Here is a 17,084-nt window from a genome sequence, read left to right on the forward strand (position 1 = left end):
CCACTCCTTCAGCTTGGAACGAAGCTCTCCGCCTTTGCGAGCTCGCGATCGTCGCCCAGCGCGAGCGCACGATCCGTGAAAATGGCCTGGGCCTCCACGGTGCGGTGGAACTTGGCCCGGAACAAGGTCGCGCCAGAGAAATCGGCCTTCGACACGTCGGCGTTCGAAAAATCGGCGTACGTGAGGTCCGCGGCGGGCAGGAGCGCCCCCACGCAGTGGGCGCGGTGGAAGATGCACTGGACGAGCTTGGCTTTCGCGAAATTCGCCCCCGAGAGGTCCGCGTCGACGAAGATCGCCTGATGAAAATCGCCGCGGCGCGCCCGCGCGGAGACGAGCTTCGCCTCCACGAAGAGCGAATTCTTCGCGTTCACGTCGTCGAGGTTCGCACCCGAGAGATCGGCGCCCTTGAAATTGGCCTGCACGAGGTGCGCGCCCGAAAGATCGGCCCCGCGGAGATCACAGTCCATGAGCTGCGTCAGACCAAAATCCACACCCGGCAGCGACATCCCCGCGAGGTTCGATCCCACGAGCACGGCCGTCTCGAAGCGCGCCTTTTCGAGGACGACCTTGCGCAGATCCGTCTTCAGCACGGCCGTTTGTCGGAGCACGCTGCGCGTGAGCCTGAGGCCCGCGAGATCACACGCGACCAGGCTCGACCGATCGAGCACGACGTCCACGAAGCTCGCGCCTTCGAGCTTTCCGTCGAGGATGTTCGTATTGTGCACCTTCGTGCGCTCGAACGTCGCGCCCGCCAGGTTGCATTTGTTGAAATTGGCGAACGAGAGGTTCGTGTCCTCGAACGAAACGCCTTCGAGATTGCACTCCACGAACGACGCGTGGCGCGCATCCACGCCCGCGAGGTTCACGCCTCGGAGATCGGTCCGATGCACGATCACCTCGCGCAGGTTCGCCCCCGCGAGGTTCGCCCCGGCAAACTTGCTCTCCTCGGCGATGAGCCCCCCGATGGACGCGCCCCGGAGGTCGAGCCCCGAGAAATCCAGCCGATTCAGCACCTCTCCGCGCCCGACGAGGCGCTCGAGCTCTTCCTTGTTCACGCGCCGCCCTCCCGCACGAAGCGCACCTGCGTCACGTTCGCCGCGTCGAAGCTCGTCTTGTCGTCGCCCTTCATCCGCGCAAGATCGGCCCGGAACAGGCTCGCGCCGCGGAAATCGGCCCCGGCGACCTTCGCCTTTTGCATGACCGCGAGCATGAGGTCCGCCCCGCGTAGCGTCGCCTTGTCGAGGTTCGTCCGCACCCAGCGCGACTCGCGTGCGCGAATGCGATCGAGCTTCGCGCCCCGTAGATCACATTCGCTGAGGTCGCCGCGGTCGATCTTCGCCTCCGTCAGATCCGCCTCGACGAGCGCCGTCCCGCGCAGGTTTGCCTCGACGAACGTGGCGCCCCGGAACGAGGCGCCCGAAAAATCGCTCTCCTCGACGAACCGTGCATTGTCGAGCGTCGCCTTGTCGAGGTTCGCGCCCTTCGCCTTGCACCGCAAGAACACGGCCGAGACGAGCTTCGCCCCCGTCATTCGCGCGCCCGAGAGGTCACATTCGAGGAACGTCACGCCCGAGAGCTCCGCCTCGGAGAAGTCCACGTCGGCGAGGCGCGCTTCGAGCAGCCGCGCCCCCGCGAGCGTGACTCGACGGAGCACGACGTCGCCGAACGTCGCCTCGAGGAGCGACGCGCCCGCGAGATCGGCGCCCGAAAAATCGGCGCCCGCGAGGTTTGCCTTGTCCAGCGTGGCCTGCGCGAGCGCGGCCTTCGCGAGCTTCGCGCCCGTGAGCGTGGCCGCGCCGAGGTTCGTCTCGACAAGCTGCGCTTCTTCGAGATCGGCCCCGGTGAGGTCCGCCCGCGCGAGCACCGCGCCCCCGAGCCGCGCTTTCCGAAGCACGGTCCCCCGCAGATTCGCGTTTTCGAGCATGGCGCCTTCGAGGTCCATGCCCGAGAGATCCATTCCTTCGAGCGAAGCGCCCGTCAAATCCCGCCCGGCGAGCGATTGCCCCGTCGCCCGTGCTTCGACCACCATCGCCCGCGCCCGCTCCATCGGCTCGCCGGAGAGCGACCCCGCCCGCGGATAATGATGGGCGAACCGCTGGTACATCTCCCGCAACTTCTTCTCGGTGAATCGGAGCTTCTGCTCGAACTCGGGGTCCGCGAGGTGGGCTTCGAGCGTCTCGCTGGGCGTCCCCTCGTCGCGGTATCGCTTCGCGAGGGCCCGGAACTCGGCGAGCTGGGCGTCGGCGGAGAACTTCGGCGGCCCGGCCGCCTCCGCCTGGGCCTTTCGCATCTGCTCGTCGTAATCGAGCCCGGCCGCCTCGCACCGCGCGCGGGCGTTCGCGATCGCCTCGTCCCGCTGCTTCTTCACCTGCTCGCGGGCCTTGTCCATTTCCTTTTCCATCTGCTCGACGTGCTCGGCCATGTCGTCGACGTCGGGCAGCGGGGCCTCGGGCGGCAATGCCTGCGGCACCTTCGCGTTTTTCTTGCTGTCGGGGAAATCGTCGAGGTTCTTGTCCACCTCGGCGAGCCGCGCCTCCATCCCCGCGCGCAGGTTCTTCGATACGAGCCGCTCGGTCGTGGTCCCTGGCAGCCCCACCTCGTCCGCGCGGAATGCCGCATACGACGCGCCGATGGGCAAAAGCTCGCGATCGCGCAGGGCGTGCAGATGCCCCTTCTCCTTGTCCATGCGACGCGCGAAGACCTCCTGGTAATACGCGGAGCTTCGCTTCTGATCCTTCGCGTCGAGCGCGCCGAGGAAATGGAGCACGTCCTTCGCGTCATCCTCGGCGATCTTCACGACGCCGCGGAAGATCAGGATCCCGAGCAGCGCGCCGGGCAAGAGGTGCACCGTCTCCATGCGCAAGGCCACCTCCACCCATTCCTCGCCGCGGGGCGTCTTCTGGGTGATGAACGCGCGGCCCACGACCTCGGGGACGCGCGAGACGATCCGCGCCCGCTCGGGGTGCACATTTTCGAGCTCGATCGGCTCGCCCCCCGAGAAAAACCCTTCGATGCGCTGATCGGGCGGGGCGACGTTGAAGAAGCTCCAGTCGAAATCGCTGGGCATCCCGGGCGCCTCGTTGTCGAGCCATTTCTTGTCGTACGTGCCCGCGTTCGCCCACCGCTCCGGCAGGGTGAGGTCCGCGGGACCAAACGTCGCCGGCTCGGGTCGATCCCCCGGCGCTTTCACGAGCCGCTTCGGATTCTCCACGTTCGGCAGGAAATGCACCTCGCCGCCGCTCTCGGTCTTCTCCGGCGCATATCCCCGGCCGATGGGGTTTTTCGAAAACCCCTTGCCGCCGAACGCCCGCGACCACGTGAGAGGCATCTCGGTGAACGGCGCGGGCTCCGAGGGTACGCCGAGCTTCCAGGCGCGATCGCCGAAGACGGCCAGCCGTTTGTCGATGGCGCCGACCTTCAAACGCACCGGACAAACCGGCGCGGGGCCTCCGGGCGGATACGCTTTGCCGCTCAAGAGCACCTCGCCGTTCGGCTTCGGGCGGCACACGTCGAGCGGCACGTTCGGCCCGAGCTCCTTCGTGATGGAGAGCCAGAGCGCGGCCTCGGGGATGAGCGAGGGCTCCTCGTCGAGCGTGAAGCCCGCGAGAAGCGAAACGACGAAATGGGGCTCGCGGCGCGCCTCGAAGACGCCGGTCATGACGCCGAGGCGGAGGGGCTTGATGGTCTTCATGCGAGCATGAAAATGCCGACCTGGGTGATGGTCACGCTCTGCTGGATGAGCGTGATGCTCACCGAACCGAGCTCGGCCTCTTTCTTTACGATCTTGCCCTTCTTGAGCTCGAACTCGGCGACCTTGTCGATGAGCGACAAGGTCGCGGCGAACCCGACCTCCAGGGCGAGGACCGCCTCGACCTTCCCGCCCAGGAGCCCCTCCATTTTGAGCCCGATGATGTTCTCGTTCTTGATGCCGAGGAACGTCTCGAACTGGGAGCCCTTCACCGTCATTTCCTGACCGAGGATCTCGTGGATCTCGGACGTACTCTTCGTCTCGACCTTCGGGGCCTTGATCAGGATCTCCGACTTCGCCGTGACGTCCATGCGCCCGGCCGTCGCGTCGATCGTGACGTTGCCGCCGGACGATTTCATCGTCATGTTCCCCTTGCTCAGGAGGTCCATCGTCTCGCCGCTCGACTCGACCTTGACCAATCCCTTGCTCAGGACCTCGGTCTTGCCATTCGTGTCGAACTTCGTGTTGTTCGACGTGACCGTGACCGTGTAATCGCCCTTCGTCGTCGTGGACATCGAACCCGCGGGCACACGCGTGGTCCAGTTGCCCGCGGTCACCGTGAGCGTGTAATTCCCGGTGTTCGACGTCATGCTTATGTGCTGGTTCGCCACGATCGTCATGCACCCGTCGGCCGGGTCGCCGCCGAGCGCCACGCCCACGCCGAGGAACATGCCGCCGCCGATCGTCGACTTCCAATGGTCGCAGACCTCGACGGTCCAGTTGCCGCCGCCGTTCATGCCCACGGTCTGGTCGTAATCCTTGCCGGCGTGGAGCAACGTATTGTCGTCCGTCTTCACGATGAGCTCGTGCTCCTCGTTCGGCGAGCCCATCCGGAGGTACGTATTCGAATACGGCGTCGACAAGGTCACGCGCTGCTGCCCGGCGAGATCCTCGAGTTCGAACCGGTTTCTGCCGCCCGTCTGAATGACGTTTTTCGTGTGGTTGCCGCTCGTGACCGGGCTCGGCGTGAGCGCGTTCGGCACGACGCCGCTGATCACCGGGCGATCCGGATCGCCGCCGAGGAACGTGAACACCACCTCGGTCCCCTTGCGCAGCGGGAAGTGAAAACCCTCGATGCCGCCGCCGTGCGGCTGCATCATGCGCACGAACGTCGAGGCATTGCCCTGCTTCAGGTTGCTCTCGTCGTACTTGAACTTGACGAGGTAACGGCCCTGATCGTCGATCTGCGCGTACTCGCTGTCGGCCGCGCCGTCGACGATGCCGTTCTCCACGCCGAAGATGCGCGGCCACGGCGTGCGGCATTCGGGCCGGAACTGGACGTTGGCGGGGATCGCGTCGACCTCGACGAAATACACCTCCTCGTGCTCGAGCTCCATCAGCTCTTTCCACTGGGTGTGCCCGGCGGCCTGGTTGCCGTAATGGTGCACTTCGACGGCCAGGTACTTCTTGTTGAACGAGGGCTTCGGGTGCTCGTCGAGCTCGAAGGTATGGCCGCTCCGCAGGTGGGAGCGCGTGCCCGTCGCCCGGAAGACGACCTGGCGGGCGAGCATCTCCTCGGCGCGGATCTGCGCGAGCCGCTTTCCGTCGCTCGGCGAGAAGAACCGCGCGCCGTGCACCGTCACCTCCGCCGTGCCGTGCTGCGAGACCGAAGCCTGCCCCGACACGTCGAGGTTCGGCTTCGCGTAATCGTAATCCTTCAGCTTGACCACGGCCGGCAGCGAGGCGTGGCGCGCCCGGAACGTGCGGAACGACGGGCCCGCGCTGCGATCCATGCCCGTCTGCGGGAAATACCGCACCGGCGCGCCGAGCGGCTCCTCGGGGTAACCCTCGGCGTCGCAGATGATGAGCTTCTCGCCGTTCTCCGAGTGCTCGAAATAATAATAAATGCCCTCGCGCTCCATCCACCGCGAGATGAACGCGAGGTCGCTCTCCTGATACTGGCAGACGTGCTCTTCCTTGCCGTACCCCGTCAGTCGAATCTCGAAGTCGTCCGACGTGAAGCCATTGTCCTCGAGGATCGCCTGGATGATCTCGGGCACGCTCTTCTTCGTGAAGTTGCGCGAGTGACGCGAGAGCCCGAGGGTCCAGAGGCGCGGCACGATCACGGCGCGGACGAGCGATCGACCGCCGTAGCTGTGCAGGTGTTCGAGGCCGCCGAGGATCCCCGCGAGGATGAAGGGCGGGAGCTTGTCGTCGGCGCGATCGAGCACGAGCCGTGCCTTGCCGCCGATGCCGTCCGCGAGGTCGATTTCCTCGCCGTCGGCCTCCTCGACCACGACCATGACCTCGAACTCGTAGGGCCGCGAGATGCCCTCCACGCCTCGAAACGTGGCGACGCGGCTGTTCTCGGGGAGTGCGCTCGATTCCAGGGTGATGAGGTCCGCCATAAGCTCGCACGGGAGGATAGATCACGGCCGTGCCGCATGAGAAGGGAAAACCCTCGGCCCACCCGCCCCGCTAGACGACGCTGCGCGGCCCCGTCACGGCCGCATGCACCGTCCGCATCGCATTTGCGACCGCGCTCGCTTCGTCGCGCATCACCGCGAACCACCGCGCCGGCGTGAGCATGGCGTCCGGCAGGAGCCGCTCCAAGAGATCGATCGCCTCGGCCCGCCGCGAGAGATCCGAACCGCCGAAATCGGCCACCACCTCGGCGATCGTCGAGAGGACGACGATCACGGCCTCGCAATCGGACGAGCGGGCTGTTGCATTCTCGTCGCCTTCCGCGGCCGGCGCCGGAAACCACCGCAAAAATCGTCCTTCGAGCGCCCGCCGATCCTTCTCGATCGCCTCGCGCAGCGCCTTCGATCCCTCCCCCTTCGCCGCCGTATCCGCCGGGACCCCGAGCGCCGCCTCCGCGCGGGACGCCTCCGCGCTCGCATCCGCCTCGGCCGCGAGCGCTTCGATCGCCGCGACGCTTCGTTTCTCGGCGAGCGCGCCGAGCTCGTCCACGAGCCCGCCGAGCTCGGCGCGCAGCCGCGCGGCCCGCGCCTCGACCGAAAGGTTCTTTTCGTCCGGCGGGCCTTCCACGTGGATCTTCGGCCCCGTGAAGAGCTTGCCCTCGCAGATCTCGACGAGCGCGTCGTCGTCGAGGAAATGATAAAATGCCCGCTCCCCGCGCGCCCGCTGCCGCGCCACGAGCGCCCGCAGCGCCACGTTTTCCTCCCCTAGCGCGACCACGCTCACGGCGATCGGCACGTCCCCGACCTTCTCCCGCGCGGCCTGGATCACGTCTTCGCGCACCACGGCGTCGCCGTCGGTCACGAGCACGATCTGCGCCCGCGCGAGATCCGGATCCTCGTCCTTCGCCGCGCGGATCTGCTCGAAGCTCGACAAGAGCGCATTCTCGATGTCCGTGCCGCCCTTGCGCACCCTCCCGACGACGTCGGCCATCGCCGCAATCGCTTCCTTGCCATTGCCGACCCGCGCGATCGGACCGATCTTCTTGGTGAAATATCGATAATGCAGGGTGAGGCGCGTCGATCGATCCCCCTCGGCGAACCGCTTCACCAGCATGCCGAGCTCCGCGAGCAAAATCGCGTCCCGCACCCGCGCCCGCGCGCCCTTCTTTCCGTCTTCGAGCATCGAGCTCGACCCATCGAGCACGTAGATGCGCGCCTCGCCCACGAGGCGCGTCCGCGTCCGCTTCTTGACCTCCTGCTCGACGTAACGCCGCGCGAGCAGCCGCCCCTCGGCGAGCGCGAGCAGGACCGTGCGCGGATCTTCGATGACCGCGTGCGGGATGTCCAGCACGTCGCGCGCAGGCATGAGCAAGAGATCCGGCGTTGGATGGCGGACGAGGCGCACGCGCGTCTCGACCTCGGTCACGCGCACGGGCGCGAGCGGGACGCCGACGTCGACCGTGCCGTCGATCGCGCAGAGCGCCGCGTGCGTCTCGGCCTCGTTCTCGGGCGCGAGCCATTGGAGCGCGAGCATGCGGTACTTCTTGTCCTCGTCGCTCTCGCCTTTTGGCGACTTCGCCTGCGATTTACGCGCCGTGACGTACCCTTCCGCGATCGCGGCCATCGCCGCGCTGCCGAACATCTCCTCACTCGATTGGCGCAAGCTGCGGAGTTTGTCGACCTCGGGATCCTCGCCTTCGCCTTCGCCGAGCTTTTGACGCGCGCGTGACGTCGCGACGGAAAGCGCCTCGTCCCCGGCCGCGAGCGAGACGCCGTCGAGCGCGACGAGCGCGGCGTGGAGCCTTTGCCGTTCGCCCCGCGCGAGGGCGTCCTTCGCCTGATGCAAGAGCCCGCGGTGCGGCGAGAGCCCCGCGGCTTCGAGCCGATCGATCCGCGCGATTTCCATGGCGAGGTGGCGCCTGCGCACCTCCACGCCCTCCTTGCCGAGCGGCAGCGCCGCGGACGCGTCGAGCAGGAGCTTGCGCGCGGCTTCGAGCAGGCGGCGCTTGCGCGAGAGAAACTCCTTCTCGCCCCGCGCCGCGTCGAGCAGGTGATCGATCGCGAGCAGCTCCACCTCGACGAGGCGCTCCTCCTCGGCCGAGAGGGGTTTGTCCAAAAAGGTGTCCGCCTCCTCGGAGGCCTCCGGCGCGGCCGGCTCGTCTTTGCCGGCCTTCTTCTTGGGTTTGTCCTTCTCGCTCGTTTCACCGGGCGTGCGAGGCGTGATGGCGAGCGGCGGCGCGATCCGCACCGGATCGAGCGCGGCCGCGATCCGGCGCGCAGCTTCGTTTTTCTGATCCCGCGCGGCGCGCGAGGCCCGCACCGTGACCTCGTAGAGCCGACGCACCCACGCGGCGTGCGCGAGCGGCACGCGCCCGTGCACCACGAGCGTTCGTTCGAGCGCGATCACATTGTCTTCGAGCTCGCGCACGGCGCCCGTGAGCAGCTCCTCGGGCACGGGTTTGCCCCCGGGCGCGCGCAGCGCATCGAGCAGCGCCGTCACGCGCGCCGTGCGCAGCGCCGGGCGATACCCGAGCGCCCGCAGGAGCGGCCGCGCGATACGCACGAGCGGCGCGCGCACGTCGTGCGGCCGCGCCGTGAGCTGCTCGATACGCTCGCCGAGCGGGGAGAGCGCTTCGTCCCTCATGCGTTCCCGACACGAAGCGCTTGTGCCCACGCGGCGTCCGAGCGCCGCCGGAAGAGCTCGGTCACCGTGGTGCGTGTCCTTGCGTCGAGGGCGTCGATGCGGCTGCGCACGGCGTCGATCTCGGCCGCATGCGCCGGGAACACCTCGGCCACGTTCCGCGCTTCGAGGGCAAACCGCGTGAGCGCGCCTTCGTCCCACAGAAGATCGAAGAACCTCGATTGCACGATTTCACGCAGGCGCGCCTCCGCGTCGCCCGCGCGTTCTTCGAGGTCCCGCCAGAATCGTTCGAGGTAATCGAGCGCCCGCCCGATCCGCGCGAGATCCCCGGCGACGACCCGCCCGCGCACCTCCTCCGGCAGCTTGCCGCACGCGGACGCGATCGCCGCGGCCGCCTCCGCGGGCGAGGGCGCGTCCCGCACGCCTTCCGGCGCAACGACGAGCGCGATCTCGGCGAGCGTGTACGCCGAGGACACGCGTTGCTCGGCCGCGCGGAGGCGGCGATATCCGTCGTGATCGTGGGTTTGTCCCTGGCCGACATTCGGCGCCACGTCCCCGCGCAGGAGCGCCTCGGCTGCCCAGCCGAGGAACGCCTCGGCGGCGATCGCCCGCGCGAGCCCGGCTTTTCCGAGCACGGAGACGAGCGCCTCGACCTCACGCACGAGCGCGGGCCGGTCGTGCGCATCGAAGCCCTTGAACACCGCCTCGATCAGCGCGCCGAGGCGCGGGCCCGTGACCTTCGCTTTGAGCATCGAGGGCGCGCCACGCACGCGTTCGAGGCGCGTCGCCATCACGTCGAGCCGATCGAGCTCGGGCGCGATCGCCGCGAGCACCTCGGCGAGCCGGCGCGAGGGCGCGCTCTCGAGCGCGCTCGTGACCACGCGACGCAGCGAGATGTCGAGCAGGATCGTGATATCGTCCTCGGCCGCGACCACGGCGCGTTGCCAGGCTTTTTCCTCGCCCGTCTCGTGCACCGCGCCCTGGCCGAGCAAATCGCGCCGGAGCTCGTAGAGCGATTCGAGCGCCTCGATTCGCGCGCGCGCCCTTCCTTGCGCCTCGGTCCCATCATCGATGATCGACGCGACGAGATCCGTCGAGGAAGCGCCCGCCGCGTGTCCCGCGGCCTCGTCGACCATCACGAGCGCCCGTCCGCGCAGCCAGCGCGCCATCGCCCGCGTCCCGGCCGTGCCGTCCTCGATTTCGATCGCGAGGCGCGACAGATCCCTCACGACCTCGCTGATCGGCCTGGTCCCTCCGCCCGCGGCCGCGTCGATCCCACGACGCAGCACGAGCGCCGTGAGCGCCGCCGTCGCCTCCTTCACAAGCACAGCCGCGCGCGCCGCGTCGATCGACCCCGCGCGCGCCTGCGCCCCGAGCTCGCGCATCACGGCGAGCAAACGCGTCGCGTCCCCCGAGGCAATGGCCTGATCGACCATCACGCGAGGTTTGTCCTCGGGCGCCGGGGGCGGCTCCGATTTGCGCTTCTTCTTTTTGCCCCCGTCCGCCGGAACGGTCACGGCGTCGGGCTTCGGAGGCGCCTCGCTCGCGGTGGGCCGGGGTTTTACGTGAATGGGCGGCATCTGCGCGAGGCACGATTCGAAGATCGATCGCTCGGTGCGCACGATCCCGAGCTGCCGCCGCTCGTTCGGATCACTCTCGCGGCCGATCAGCGCCTCGGTCTGGTCGGGCGTGGGGCCCGAGAGCAAGAGGTGCAACCGCAGCCATTTGAAATCGGACGGCAGGACCTCCAGCGCGCGCTTCGGGTTGTGGAGGATGCGATCGGCGACCACGGCCGCCCGGAGCACGCGGCCCGAACGAACGGCCGTGCGCGTGGAGATGTAACGTGTCGGGACGAAGGCCGGATCGGCGCGCACGGCGGCGTTGAGTTCGCGATCGAAGCGCTCGAGCAGCGTCGCGAGGCCGTCGCAGACCGGATCGGAGACGTGGACCTCGTCGACGAGGTGCTGCAAAGCATCGAGGTCCTGGACGCTCAACGTGGATTCGAGCAGCGGCCGGGACGAACCGCCGACATGACGGCGCAGCACGAGCCCGAGCCGATTCGGATCGGCGAACCCACGCGGGACGAACGAGACGAACGCGATACGATCGACGAACGCGAGCAGCGTCTCCCGCGAGCCCTCCAGCACATCGGCGATGTACCGGTTCGTCGTCATCAATGCGCACTCGATGCGGCCGCGCCTCACCCGCCCGCCTTGCTTCACCTCGCGCTCGTGCAGCACGTTCAGCGCCGAGCGGAGCAGCATGTCGCGGCCGTCGAAGATCTCGTCGAGAAAGGCGTGGACGGCGCCGAGCATCCCCTCGTCGGTGAAATGCTCGGTGCGCCCCGTCTCCATGAGCGTCTTGAAATCGATGGGGCCGATGAGATCGGTCTGGACCGTGCTCTCGCCGATCTGCCGCGCGTACAGGCTCGGCTCGCCCGTCTCCTCGTCGAGGATCCGCCCGAAGACCGCGGAGGCGAGCTGGCTCTTCGCTGTCCCCGGCGGGCCGGTGACGAGCAGGTGCTCGCGCGAGAGGAGCGCGAGCGCGAGCTGGAGGAGCAAATCGTCGCGCTCGAGGAAGATGTGATGCAGCTCGTCGAAGAAGGCGCGGAAGCGATGGGAGGCGGCTTCGAGGCGGATCGGATCGACCATCGCGGCCGAGCCTAGCGGCCCCGGGGGGCCGAGGTAAAGGCCTTAGAGGACGTGGAAATGAATCTCGATCGGCAGCCCCACGTGCACGGCCGAGGCCCCGAGGCGCTTGTCCGCGCTCTCGACGCGCTCGGTCTGGAACAGGCTGTAGAGCGCGATGCCGGTCCGCACCGAGAGGGTCTGCGAGAGCTGATACCCGAACATTGCATAGACCGACATCGCGACGCCGAACGTGCTCGACGCCTCGTCGACCTTGCGACCGTCAGGGAGCCTGAGCGTGCGGTCGTTCGAGCCGAAATACGGCCCCACGCCGAGGCCCGGCATGAATGCGAGCCGCCGCGTGACGGGCAGGATGTAATGGCCGGTGAACTCGAGCAGCGCCGCGACCGCGGTCGCATTGCTGCCGTCCTCGCGCGTGAGGTTGTTTCCGAGCAGGCCGAAGGAGGCGGAGACGAGCACCCGCTCGTGCACCGTGAGTCCCACCGTGGGCGTCAGCCGGAAGAACAGCGTGGTATTGCTCTGGTCCTGGTCGAGCAGCGTGTCGTTCGAGATGCCCGTGTAGCTGAACGCGCTCCTCCCGCCGAAAGACCATTTCCACGGCGCGGTGGAGACCTCGGGCTCGGGCGAGGGAATCGGCGCCACGGCGGGCAGCGGGGCCGCGGGCGGGGGTGGCGGGGCTTGTCCGCGCTTCATCGCCTCGTAATCGGCGAAGGGATCGGGCTGCGCCGCGGCCGCGAGCGGGACGGCCATGCAGGCCGCGACAGCGAGCGCGGAGGCAGCGAGGCGCTTGGTCCTTCTGCTCATTTGATGCCCTCGACCAGCTCCATGTGGATCTCGATCCGTCGATTCTCCTCGCGGCCTTGCGGGGTGTTGTTGTTCGCGATCGGGTTTTCCCCGCCGCGCCCGTCCGAGGTCAACAGATCCGCGGAGACGCCGCGCTGAATGAGCGCGTCGCGCACCGCCGCGGCCCGGTCGGCCGAGAGCTTCTTGTTCGTCGCGCCGGCCCCCCAGCTATCCGTGAAGCCGATCAGCGATATGCGCTTGAACACGGCCTTGTTCTCGATCAGCACCTTGGCGAGCTCGTCGAGGGAGACCTCGCTCGCGGGCGTGAGCGTCGTCCCCTTCGAGAACTTCACCGGCGGATTCAAGCGGAGCTGCGTGCCGAACCGCGCCACCCGCGTCACGCCGGCCGGCATGAGGAACTCCGGCTGCTTGGCAATCGTATCCTTGAAGATCTTGTCGGCCTTGTCCGCGAGATCCTTGACGACCTCGTACCGTTTGTCGACGTAGGCGGCCTGGGCCGAGGCCATGTATTCGGTCGCCCGGATCCACGCCTCACCGTCGATCGCGCGGCAATTCCGGGTATCGCAGATCTTCTTCGTGATGTTCGCCTCGCGCAGCGAGCTGTCCGCCGCTTCGCGCAGCGCTTCGAGCTTCTCGGCTTCGATCTTCGGATCCGACGCGTCCTTCTTGGGCTTCTGCAGCGCGGCCGAGAATTGCTCCTTGGCCTTGCCGGCGAGCTCGATCGCATACCCGAAGCGCCGGTCGACGTAGGCCTGGCGCGCCGACGCGAGCAGCTCCTTCGCCGTCGCGTACCCCGCGAGGTCACGCTCGCCGCACGCCTCCTTCTCGCAGACCTGCTGCCCCACGCTCGCCTCGCGAATGAGCCCGTCGGCCTTCCTCGTGCGCTCCTCGATTTCCTCGGGGCTTCCCCGCTCCGCCGTCACCTCCGCCAGTGGTTCGAGAATGGCGGATGCTTCATCGGCGAGGCGCATCGCGTCGGCAAAACGTTTCGCTTGCCAGGCTGCGCGCGACTGCGCGAGGAGCGCGTCCGCCTCCTCCAGCCGCTTTTTCGCGTCGGGGGATCGGAGCTTCGCGCGGTCGCGTAGCGAGAGCGCCCGGAACACCCGCTCGTAGGCAGGACGCCACGAGGCGTCGACGGGCCCCTGCTTTTGCTGGGCGAGTTGCGCGAGCGCTTGCTCCATTTGCTGCATGCGTGCCGCGAGGAATTGCTCCTCGCGCGCCGCCGACCTTTCGTCGACGATACGCACCGTGGTCCCCGGCGGGGCCGGCGGCACGGGCGGCGGCGCCTGGACGACATAAACGGGGGCCTGGCCCTGCGGCTGCGTGGGCCGCGGTTGCGCCGGCTGCGGCTGCGTCGGCTGTGGCGCACTCGCAGGTCGCGCAGCAGGCGCTGTCGCGGGCGCGGCGGGCTTCGTCGCGACCTTCGGGGGTTCCGGCGCCTTCACCTTGGAAAGCACGACGAGCGCGCGATTGGCGAAATCCTCCGCCTCCTCGTACGATCGTCTCCCGAGCCAGGTATCCGCATTCGAGAGCAGCAGGTTGCCCTGCAGAACCCCCGGATCGTTGGGATTCACGGCCTGGGCCCGCGCGCTCTCGACTTGCGCCTTCTGAATCGCCACGACGGCCTTCTTGCGCGCCGTCTCCTCCGCGTCCTCCGCGCGCCGCTGGCTCGCCTGCGCCGCCGCGGGGGCCGCCGGAATCAGGGTTGCCACCGTTCCGAGCTTGTCGCAGGCGCGGAATCGCTCGTCCGCGCGCAGCGCATACTCGTAGGCGTGCTCGTAATCGGCGACCTGGAATCGCTTCTGCGCGAGCGCGAGCATCGCCTCCATCTCTCGGAAGGGCCCCGGGCATCGCTGATCTTTCAGCTCGCCGAGCGCCTCCGCGCGCCGGAGCTCCAGCGACACGAGCGTCCGGTCCGCGAGCTCTTCGATCGACGGCGCGGCCCCGCGCGTCACACCCGCACGCGTGCGCGGCGGGGCGGCTCGTGGCGCCTCGGCGTTCGGCGGCGCGACGGACGGCGCAACCGTCTCCTCTGCGCGCTTCGGCTCCGGCCCCGCAGCCGTCGCCGCGCCTTTTTCCTTGTCCGAAACGCTGCCGATCGCCGACACGAACGAAGCCGCGGCGGACTGCCCCGCATTTGCCGCCTCCGCGTACGACTTCACCTCGAAGGCATCGATGGCGACCTCCAGCAATGCCTGCCCCTGCTGGAAGTAGACCCCGGCGGAACCCCCGGTCGCGCCTTTTTCGAGCGCCGCCGCTTGCTGCTCGCGCGCTCTGTCGATGGCCCGCATGGCCCGGGCCGCCTCGGGCGAGCTCTTGCTTTGCTCTTCGAGATTCCGGAGCCGCGCCTCCAGCTCGATTGTGCGGCGCTCCTCCTCGCTCGCGCCCGCGGCCTTGTCGACGACCCGCAAAAGCCGCTCCGCCTCGTCACGCTCGGCCAGGTTTTTCGCGGACGTGAAGATCTGGATGGCCTGGTACGCGTAGAGCGCCGCTCGCTCGGAGTCGCCGATGCCATGCGCCGACTTCGCGCGACGCAGCAAATCACGCGCCTCCGCCACGAGCTCGGGCCGGGCGATCTTGATATCGCCGGCATCCTTGCGCGCGAGGAGCCGATCCGCCTCGGCGAGCGGGGCCGGAGGCGGCGCCGACGCGCACGCCGCGAGAAGCAAAGCAGGAGCGACACGCGCCGCGCGGAGGAAGGCGCCCGAGAGCCGCGAAAGAAAGCGTGATCGTGTCATGCCATCACTCCGAGGTTTCATCGGCCGAAGGCGCGAGCGCCTGCTCCCGGCGCTTCGCGAGTTTGTCCTCCGCCCGCCGGCGCGCGTAATGCGTCTGGATCATCGAGAGCTGGCCCTCGGCGGTGGTGAGATAGAGGTCGGCCCGCTCGTCGACCTTGCCTTCCTTGGCCTCGGCCTCGGCCGTGACGATCCACGTCTCGGCACGCTGCAAATCGAGCCGGACCTCGTTCGCGAGCGGATCGGCCTTCACCTTCTCGAAGGCGCCGCGGACGCGCAGAATCCGCTCGTTCACTTCGAGCGCCGTGGCCGGATAGGGCCCGTAATTGCGACCGCAGCCGCCGAGCGCGGCCAGGGAAGCGCCGAAAAGCGCGGCAAGGACGATTCCTCGGGAGCGACGAACGAGCGAATGCATGGGCGTCCCAAGGCCTCCGGTCAGAAGATGGCCGCCTGCAATCGCAGGCGGAACGTGTGGGCGAACTGGTTCGGCTCGACCGCGGCGGCGTCGCGCCGGAGGACGGCCGTGTAAACGACGGAGGCGAACCGCGAGAGGCGCAAGCTCGCGATGTTGTCCCACCGATAGATGGGCCGGTACGTCTCGCCGAGGAATTCGCCGAATTGATCCGTGTCGACGAACAGATCCAGGCGGCTCTTCACGGAGAGCACCTTGAACAACGTGAACCCGACGAGCCCCGACGCCTCCGCGCCGTAATCGAAGGAGTCCGTGAGCGCGATCAGATCGAGGTTCGAGCCCGAGCGCGCCTGCACGTACCGCCCGCCGCCGTAAAACGATTGCCGCATCGCGGCCCCAGCGCGGATGCCCAGCGTGATGCCCAGGAAATCGACACGTGTCCCGAACCCCGCGCCCTCCTGCAAGAACAGGGGAAACCCCCCGGCGAACGTCTCGAGCTCGTCGCCGGCGAGATACTCGCCCTCCTTCACCACATTGCCCTTCTCGTCGCGCGTCGTCGCCCGATACGGCTGCTCGTCGCGGTACGTGGTGTTGAAGAGGGTCGCGTATCCCATCGCGTGGGCATACGGGCCGAGGATGCCCACGACGCGATAATTGTAGAGCAGCTCCGCGCTCACCTCGTCGACGACCTTGCGGAGCGGGAACGCCTGCTCGACGGGCGAGGTCAACGAAAGGACCATCTCGTCGACCCCGACATTGAGCTGGGCGAGGTGACGGCCCGAGTCGTAGGCGCCCTCGAAGCTCGTGAATCCGCCGGCCATGAAGACATCGCCGTTGTACGTGGAGAACTGGTTCATCCGCTGGGCAAACGAGACGTCGGCGCCGATGACCCATTGCACGCGCCACGGGCTCGGCTCGTAGTCGGCCTCGGGGCGCCCGAACTCGGTCCGCACGATCTTCCCGTCCTCGACGACGACGCGATATTCGATGAGCTCGCCGCCGCCGACCTGGATCGCGATCGAATTCTCGCTCGCGTTCGGGTTCGTGCCGAGCGCGAAAATGTACCGGCCCGGCGGCAGGATGAGCGCCTCCGGCTTCGCCGCCTTGTCGACCGAGGTCGCGACCGGTCCATACACGCGGGCCCCGTCCGCGGATGCGACCACGAACTTGTCCTCGATCGGCGCCTTTCGATCGTCGACGAGGCTCACGCGGAGCACACCGAAATTTTGCGCCGCGGTGACGGTCATTCCCTTGACCACCGTCACCTCGCTCGAAGCCCGGAGCGCCTCGGGCCCCGATCCCACGAGCACGCGATATTGGCCCGGCGGTACGGGGATCCGCTCGCCGATGTATCCCCGCGCGACCGTCTCCCCCTCGTACTGCACGAGCACGCTCGCGCCGGGCAACCTCCCCGCCGGGCTCGGCACGAATACAGCGCCATACCCGGTGGGCAAGGGCGTGATATCCATGTCGAGCTGATCCTGAACGGACATTCCGGAGGTGCGCTTCGGCGCCGCGGCCGGGGCCGTCTGGGCGAGCGCGGGCGCGGCGGGCGTCAGCCCGGCGAGGAGGAGGGACACGCAAAGCGCGCCCGTGAGGCGATGGAAGACGCGGCCGTTTCGCGGAAATGGAATGTGCTGGTTCACGGCGCTCTTTCGGCATCGTACGATCGAAACTCGAACGATGTCCAGGAACGGATCGGGGCGCGCGGCGCGTGAGGCTTCCCCCCCTCC

9 protein-coding genes are annotated in these 17,084 nt (G+C 68.3%); all 9 read right to left on the minus strand.

Annotated features, from left to right (window positions below; genetic code table 11):
- Positions 1-8: 8 nt before the first annotated feature.
- Entirely contained in the window at positions 9-1,055 is a 1,047-nt protein-coding gene (locus QHF84_RS15325) for a pentapeptide repeat-containing protein (RefSeq protein WP_281314037.1), read from the minus strand.
- On the minus strand, positions 1,052-3,691 hold the full coding sequence (locus tag QHF84_RS15330) for a DUF2169 domain-containing protein (RefSeq protein WP_281314038.1): 2,640 nt from the start codon (positions 3,689-3,691) through the stop codon (positions 1,052-1,054). The genes QHF84_RS15325 and QHF84_RS15330 overlap by 4 nt, the downstream gene beginning before the upstream one ends.
- A complete protein-coding gene (gene tssI, locus QHF84_RS15335) occupies positions 3,688-6,096 on the minus strand; it encodes a type VI secretion system tip protein TssI/VgrG (protein WP_281314039.1) in 2,409 nt (802 codons plus the stop codon). The genes QHF84_RS15330 and tssI overlap by 4 nt, the downstream gene beginning before the upstream one ends.
- 70 nt (positions 6,097-6,166) lie before the next feature.
- The gene (locus tag QHF84_RS15340) at positions 6,167-8,755 is read right to left on the minus strand and encodes a hypothetical protein (RefSeq protein WP_281314040.1); all 2,589 of its coding nucleotides are present in this window, start codon (positions 8,753-8,755) and stop codon (positions 6,167-6,169) included.
- A complete protein-coding gene (locus QHF84_RS15345; RefSeq protein WP_281314041.1) occupies positions 8,752-11,403 on the minus strand; it encodes an AAA family ATPase in 2,652 nt (883 codons plus the stop codon). The genes QHF84_RS15340 and QHF84_RS15345 overlap by 4 nt, the downstream gene beginning before the upstream one ends.
- Before the next feature lie 42 nt (positions 11,404-11,445).
- Positions 11,446-12,204, minus strand: a complete 759-nt coding sequence (locus tag QHF84_RS15350; protein ID WP_281314042.1) for a hypothetical protein — start codon at positions 12,202-12,204, stop codon at positions 11,446-11,448.
- Positions 12,201-14,942: an OmpA family protein gene (locus QHF84_RS15355; RefSeq protein ID WP_281314043.1), complete on the minus strand. Its 2,742-nt coding sequence runs from the start codon at positions 14,940-14,942 to the stop codon at positions 12,201-12,203. The genes QHF84_RS15350 and QHF84_RS15355 overlap by 4 nt, the downstream gene beginning before the upstream one ends.
- 4 nt (positions 14,943-14,946) lie before the next feature.
- A complete protein-coding gene (locus QHF84_RS15360) occupies positions 14,947-15,354 on the minus strand; it encodes a hypothetical protein (RefSeq protein ID WP_281314044.1) in 408 nt (135 codons plus the stop codon).
- Between the two features lie 20 nt (positions 15,355-15,374).
- Entirely contained in the window at positions 15,375-16,997 is a 1,623-nt protein-coding gene (locus QHF84_RS15365) for a hypothetical protein (protein WP_281314045.1), read from the minus strand.
- Between the last annotated feature and the right edge of the window lie 87 nt (positions 16,998-17,084).

It is taken from the genome of Polyangium sp. y55x31 (assembly GCF_029946505.1).
Classification (GTDB): Bacteria; Myxococcota_A; Polyangia; order Polyangiales; family Polyangiaceae; genus Polyangium.

Excerpts from the sequence above, each read along its gene's own strand:
- QHF84_RS15330 (WP_281314038.1), bottom strand. The coding sequence starts at position 3,691 with ATGAAGACCATCAAGCCCCTCCGCCTCGGCGTCATGACCGGCGTCTTC.
- tssI (WP_281314039.1), bottom strand. The coding sequence starts at position 6,096 with ATGGCGGACCTCATCACCCTGGAATCGAGCGCACTCCCCGAGAACAGC.
- QHF84_RS15340 (WP_281314040.1), bottom strand. The coding sequence starts at position 8,755 with ATGAGGGACGAAGCGCTCTCCCCGCTCGGCGAGCGTATCGAGCAGCTC.
- QHF84_RS15345 (WP_281314041.1), bottom strand. The coding sequence starts at position 11,403 with ATGGTCGATCCGATCCGCCTCGAAGCCGCCTCCCATCGCTTCCGCGCC.
- QHF84_RS15350 (WP_281314042.1), bottom strand. The coding sequence starts at position 12,204 with ATGAGCAGAAGGACCAAGCGCCTCGCTGCCTCCGCGCTCGCTGTCGCG.
- QHF84_RS15355 (WP_281314043.1), bottom strand. The coding sequence starts at position 14,942 with ATGACACGATCACGCTTTCTTTCGCGGCTCTCGGGCGCCTTCCTCCGC.
- QHF84_RS15360 (WP_281314044.1), bottom strand. The coding sequence starts at position 15,354 with ATGCATTCGCTCGTTCGTCGCTCCCGAGGAATCGTCCTTGCCGCGCTT.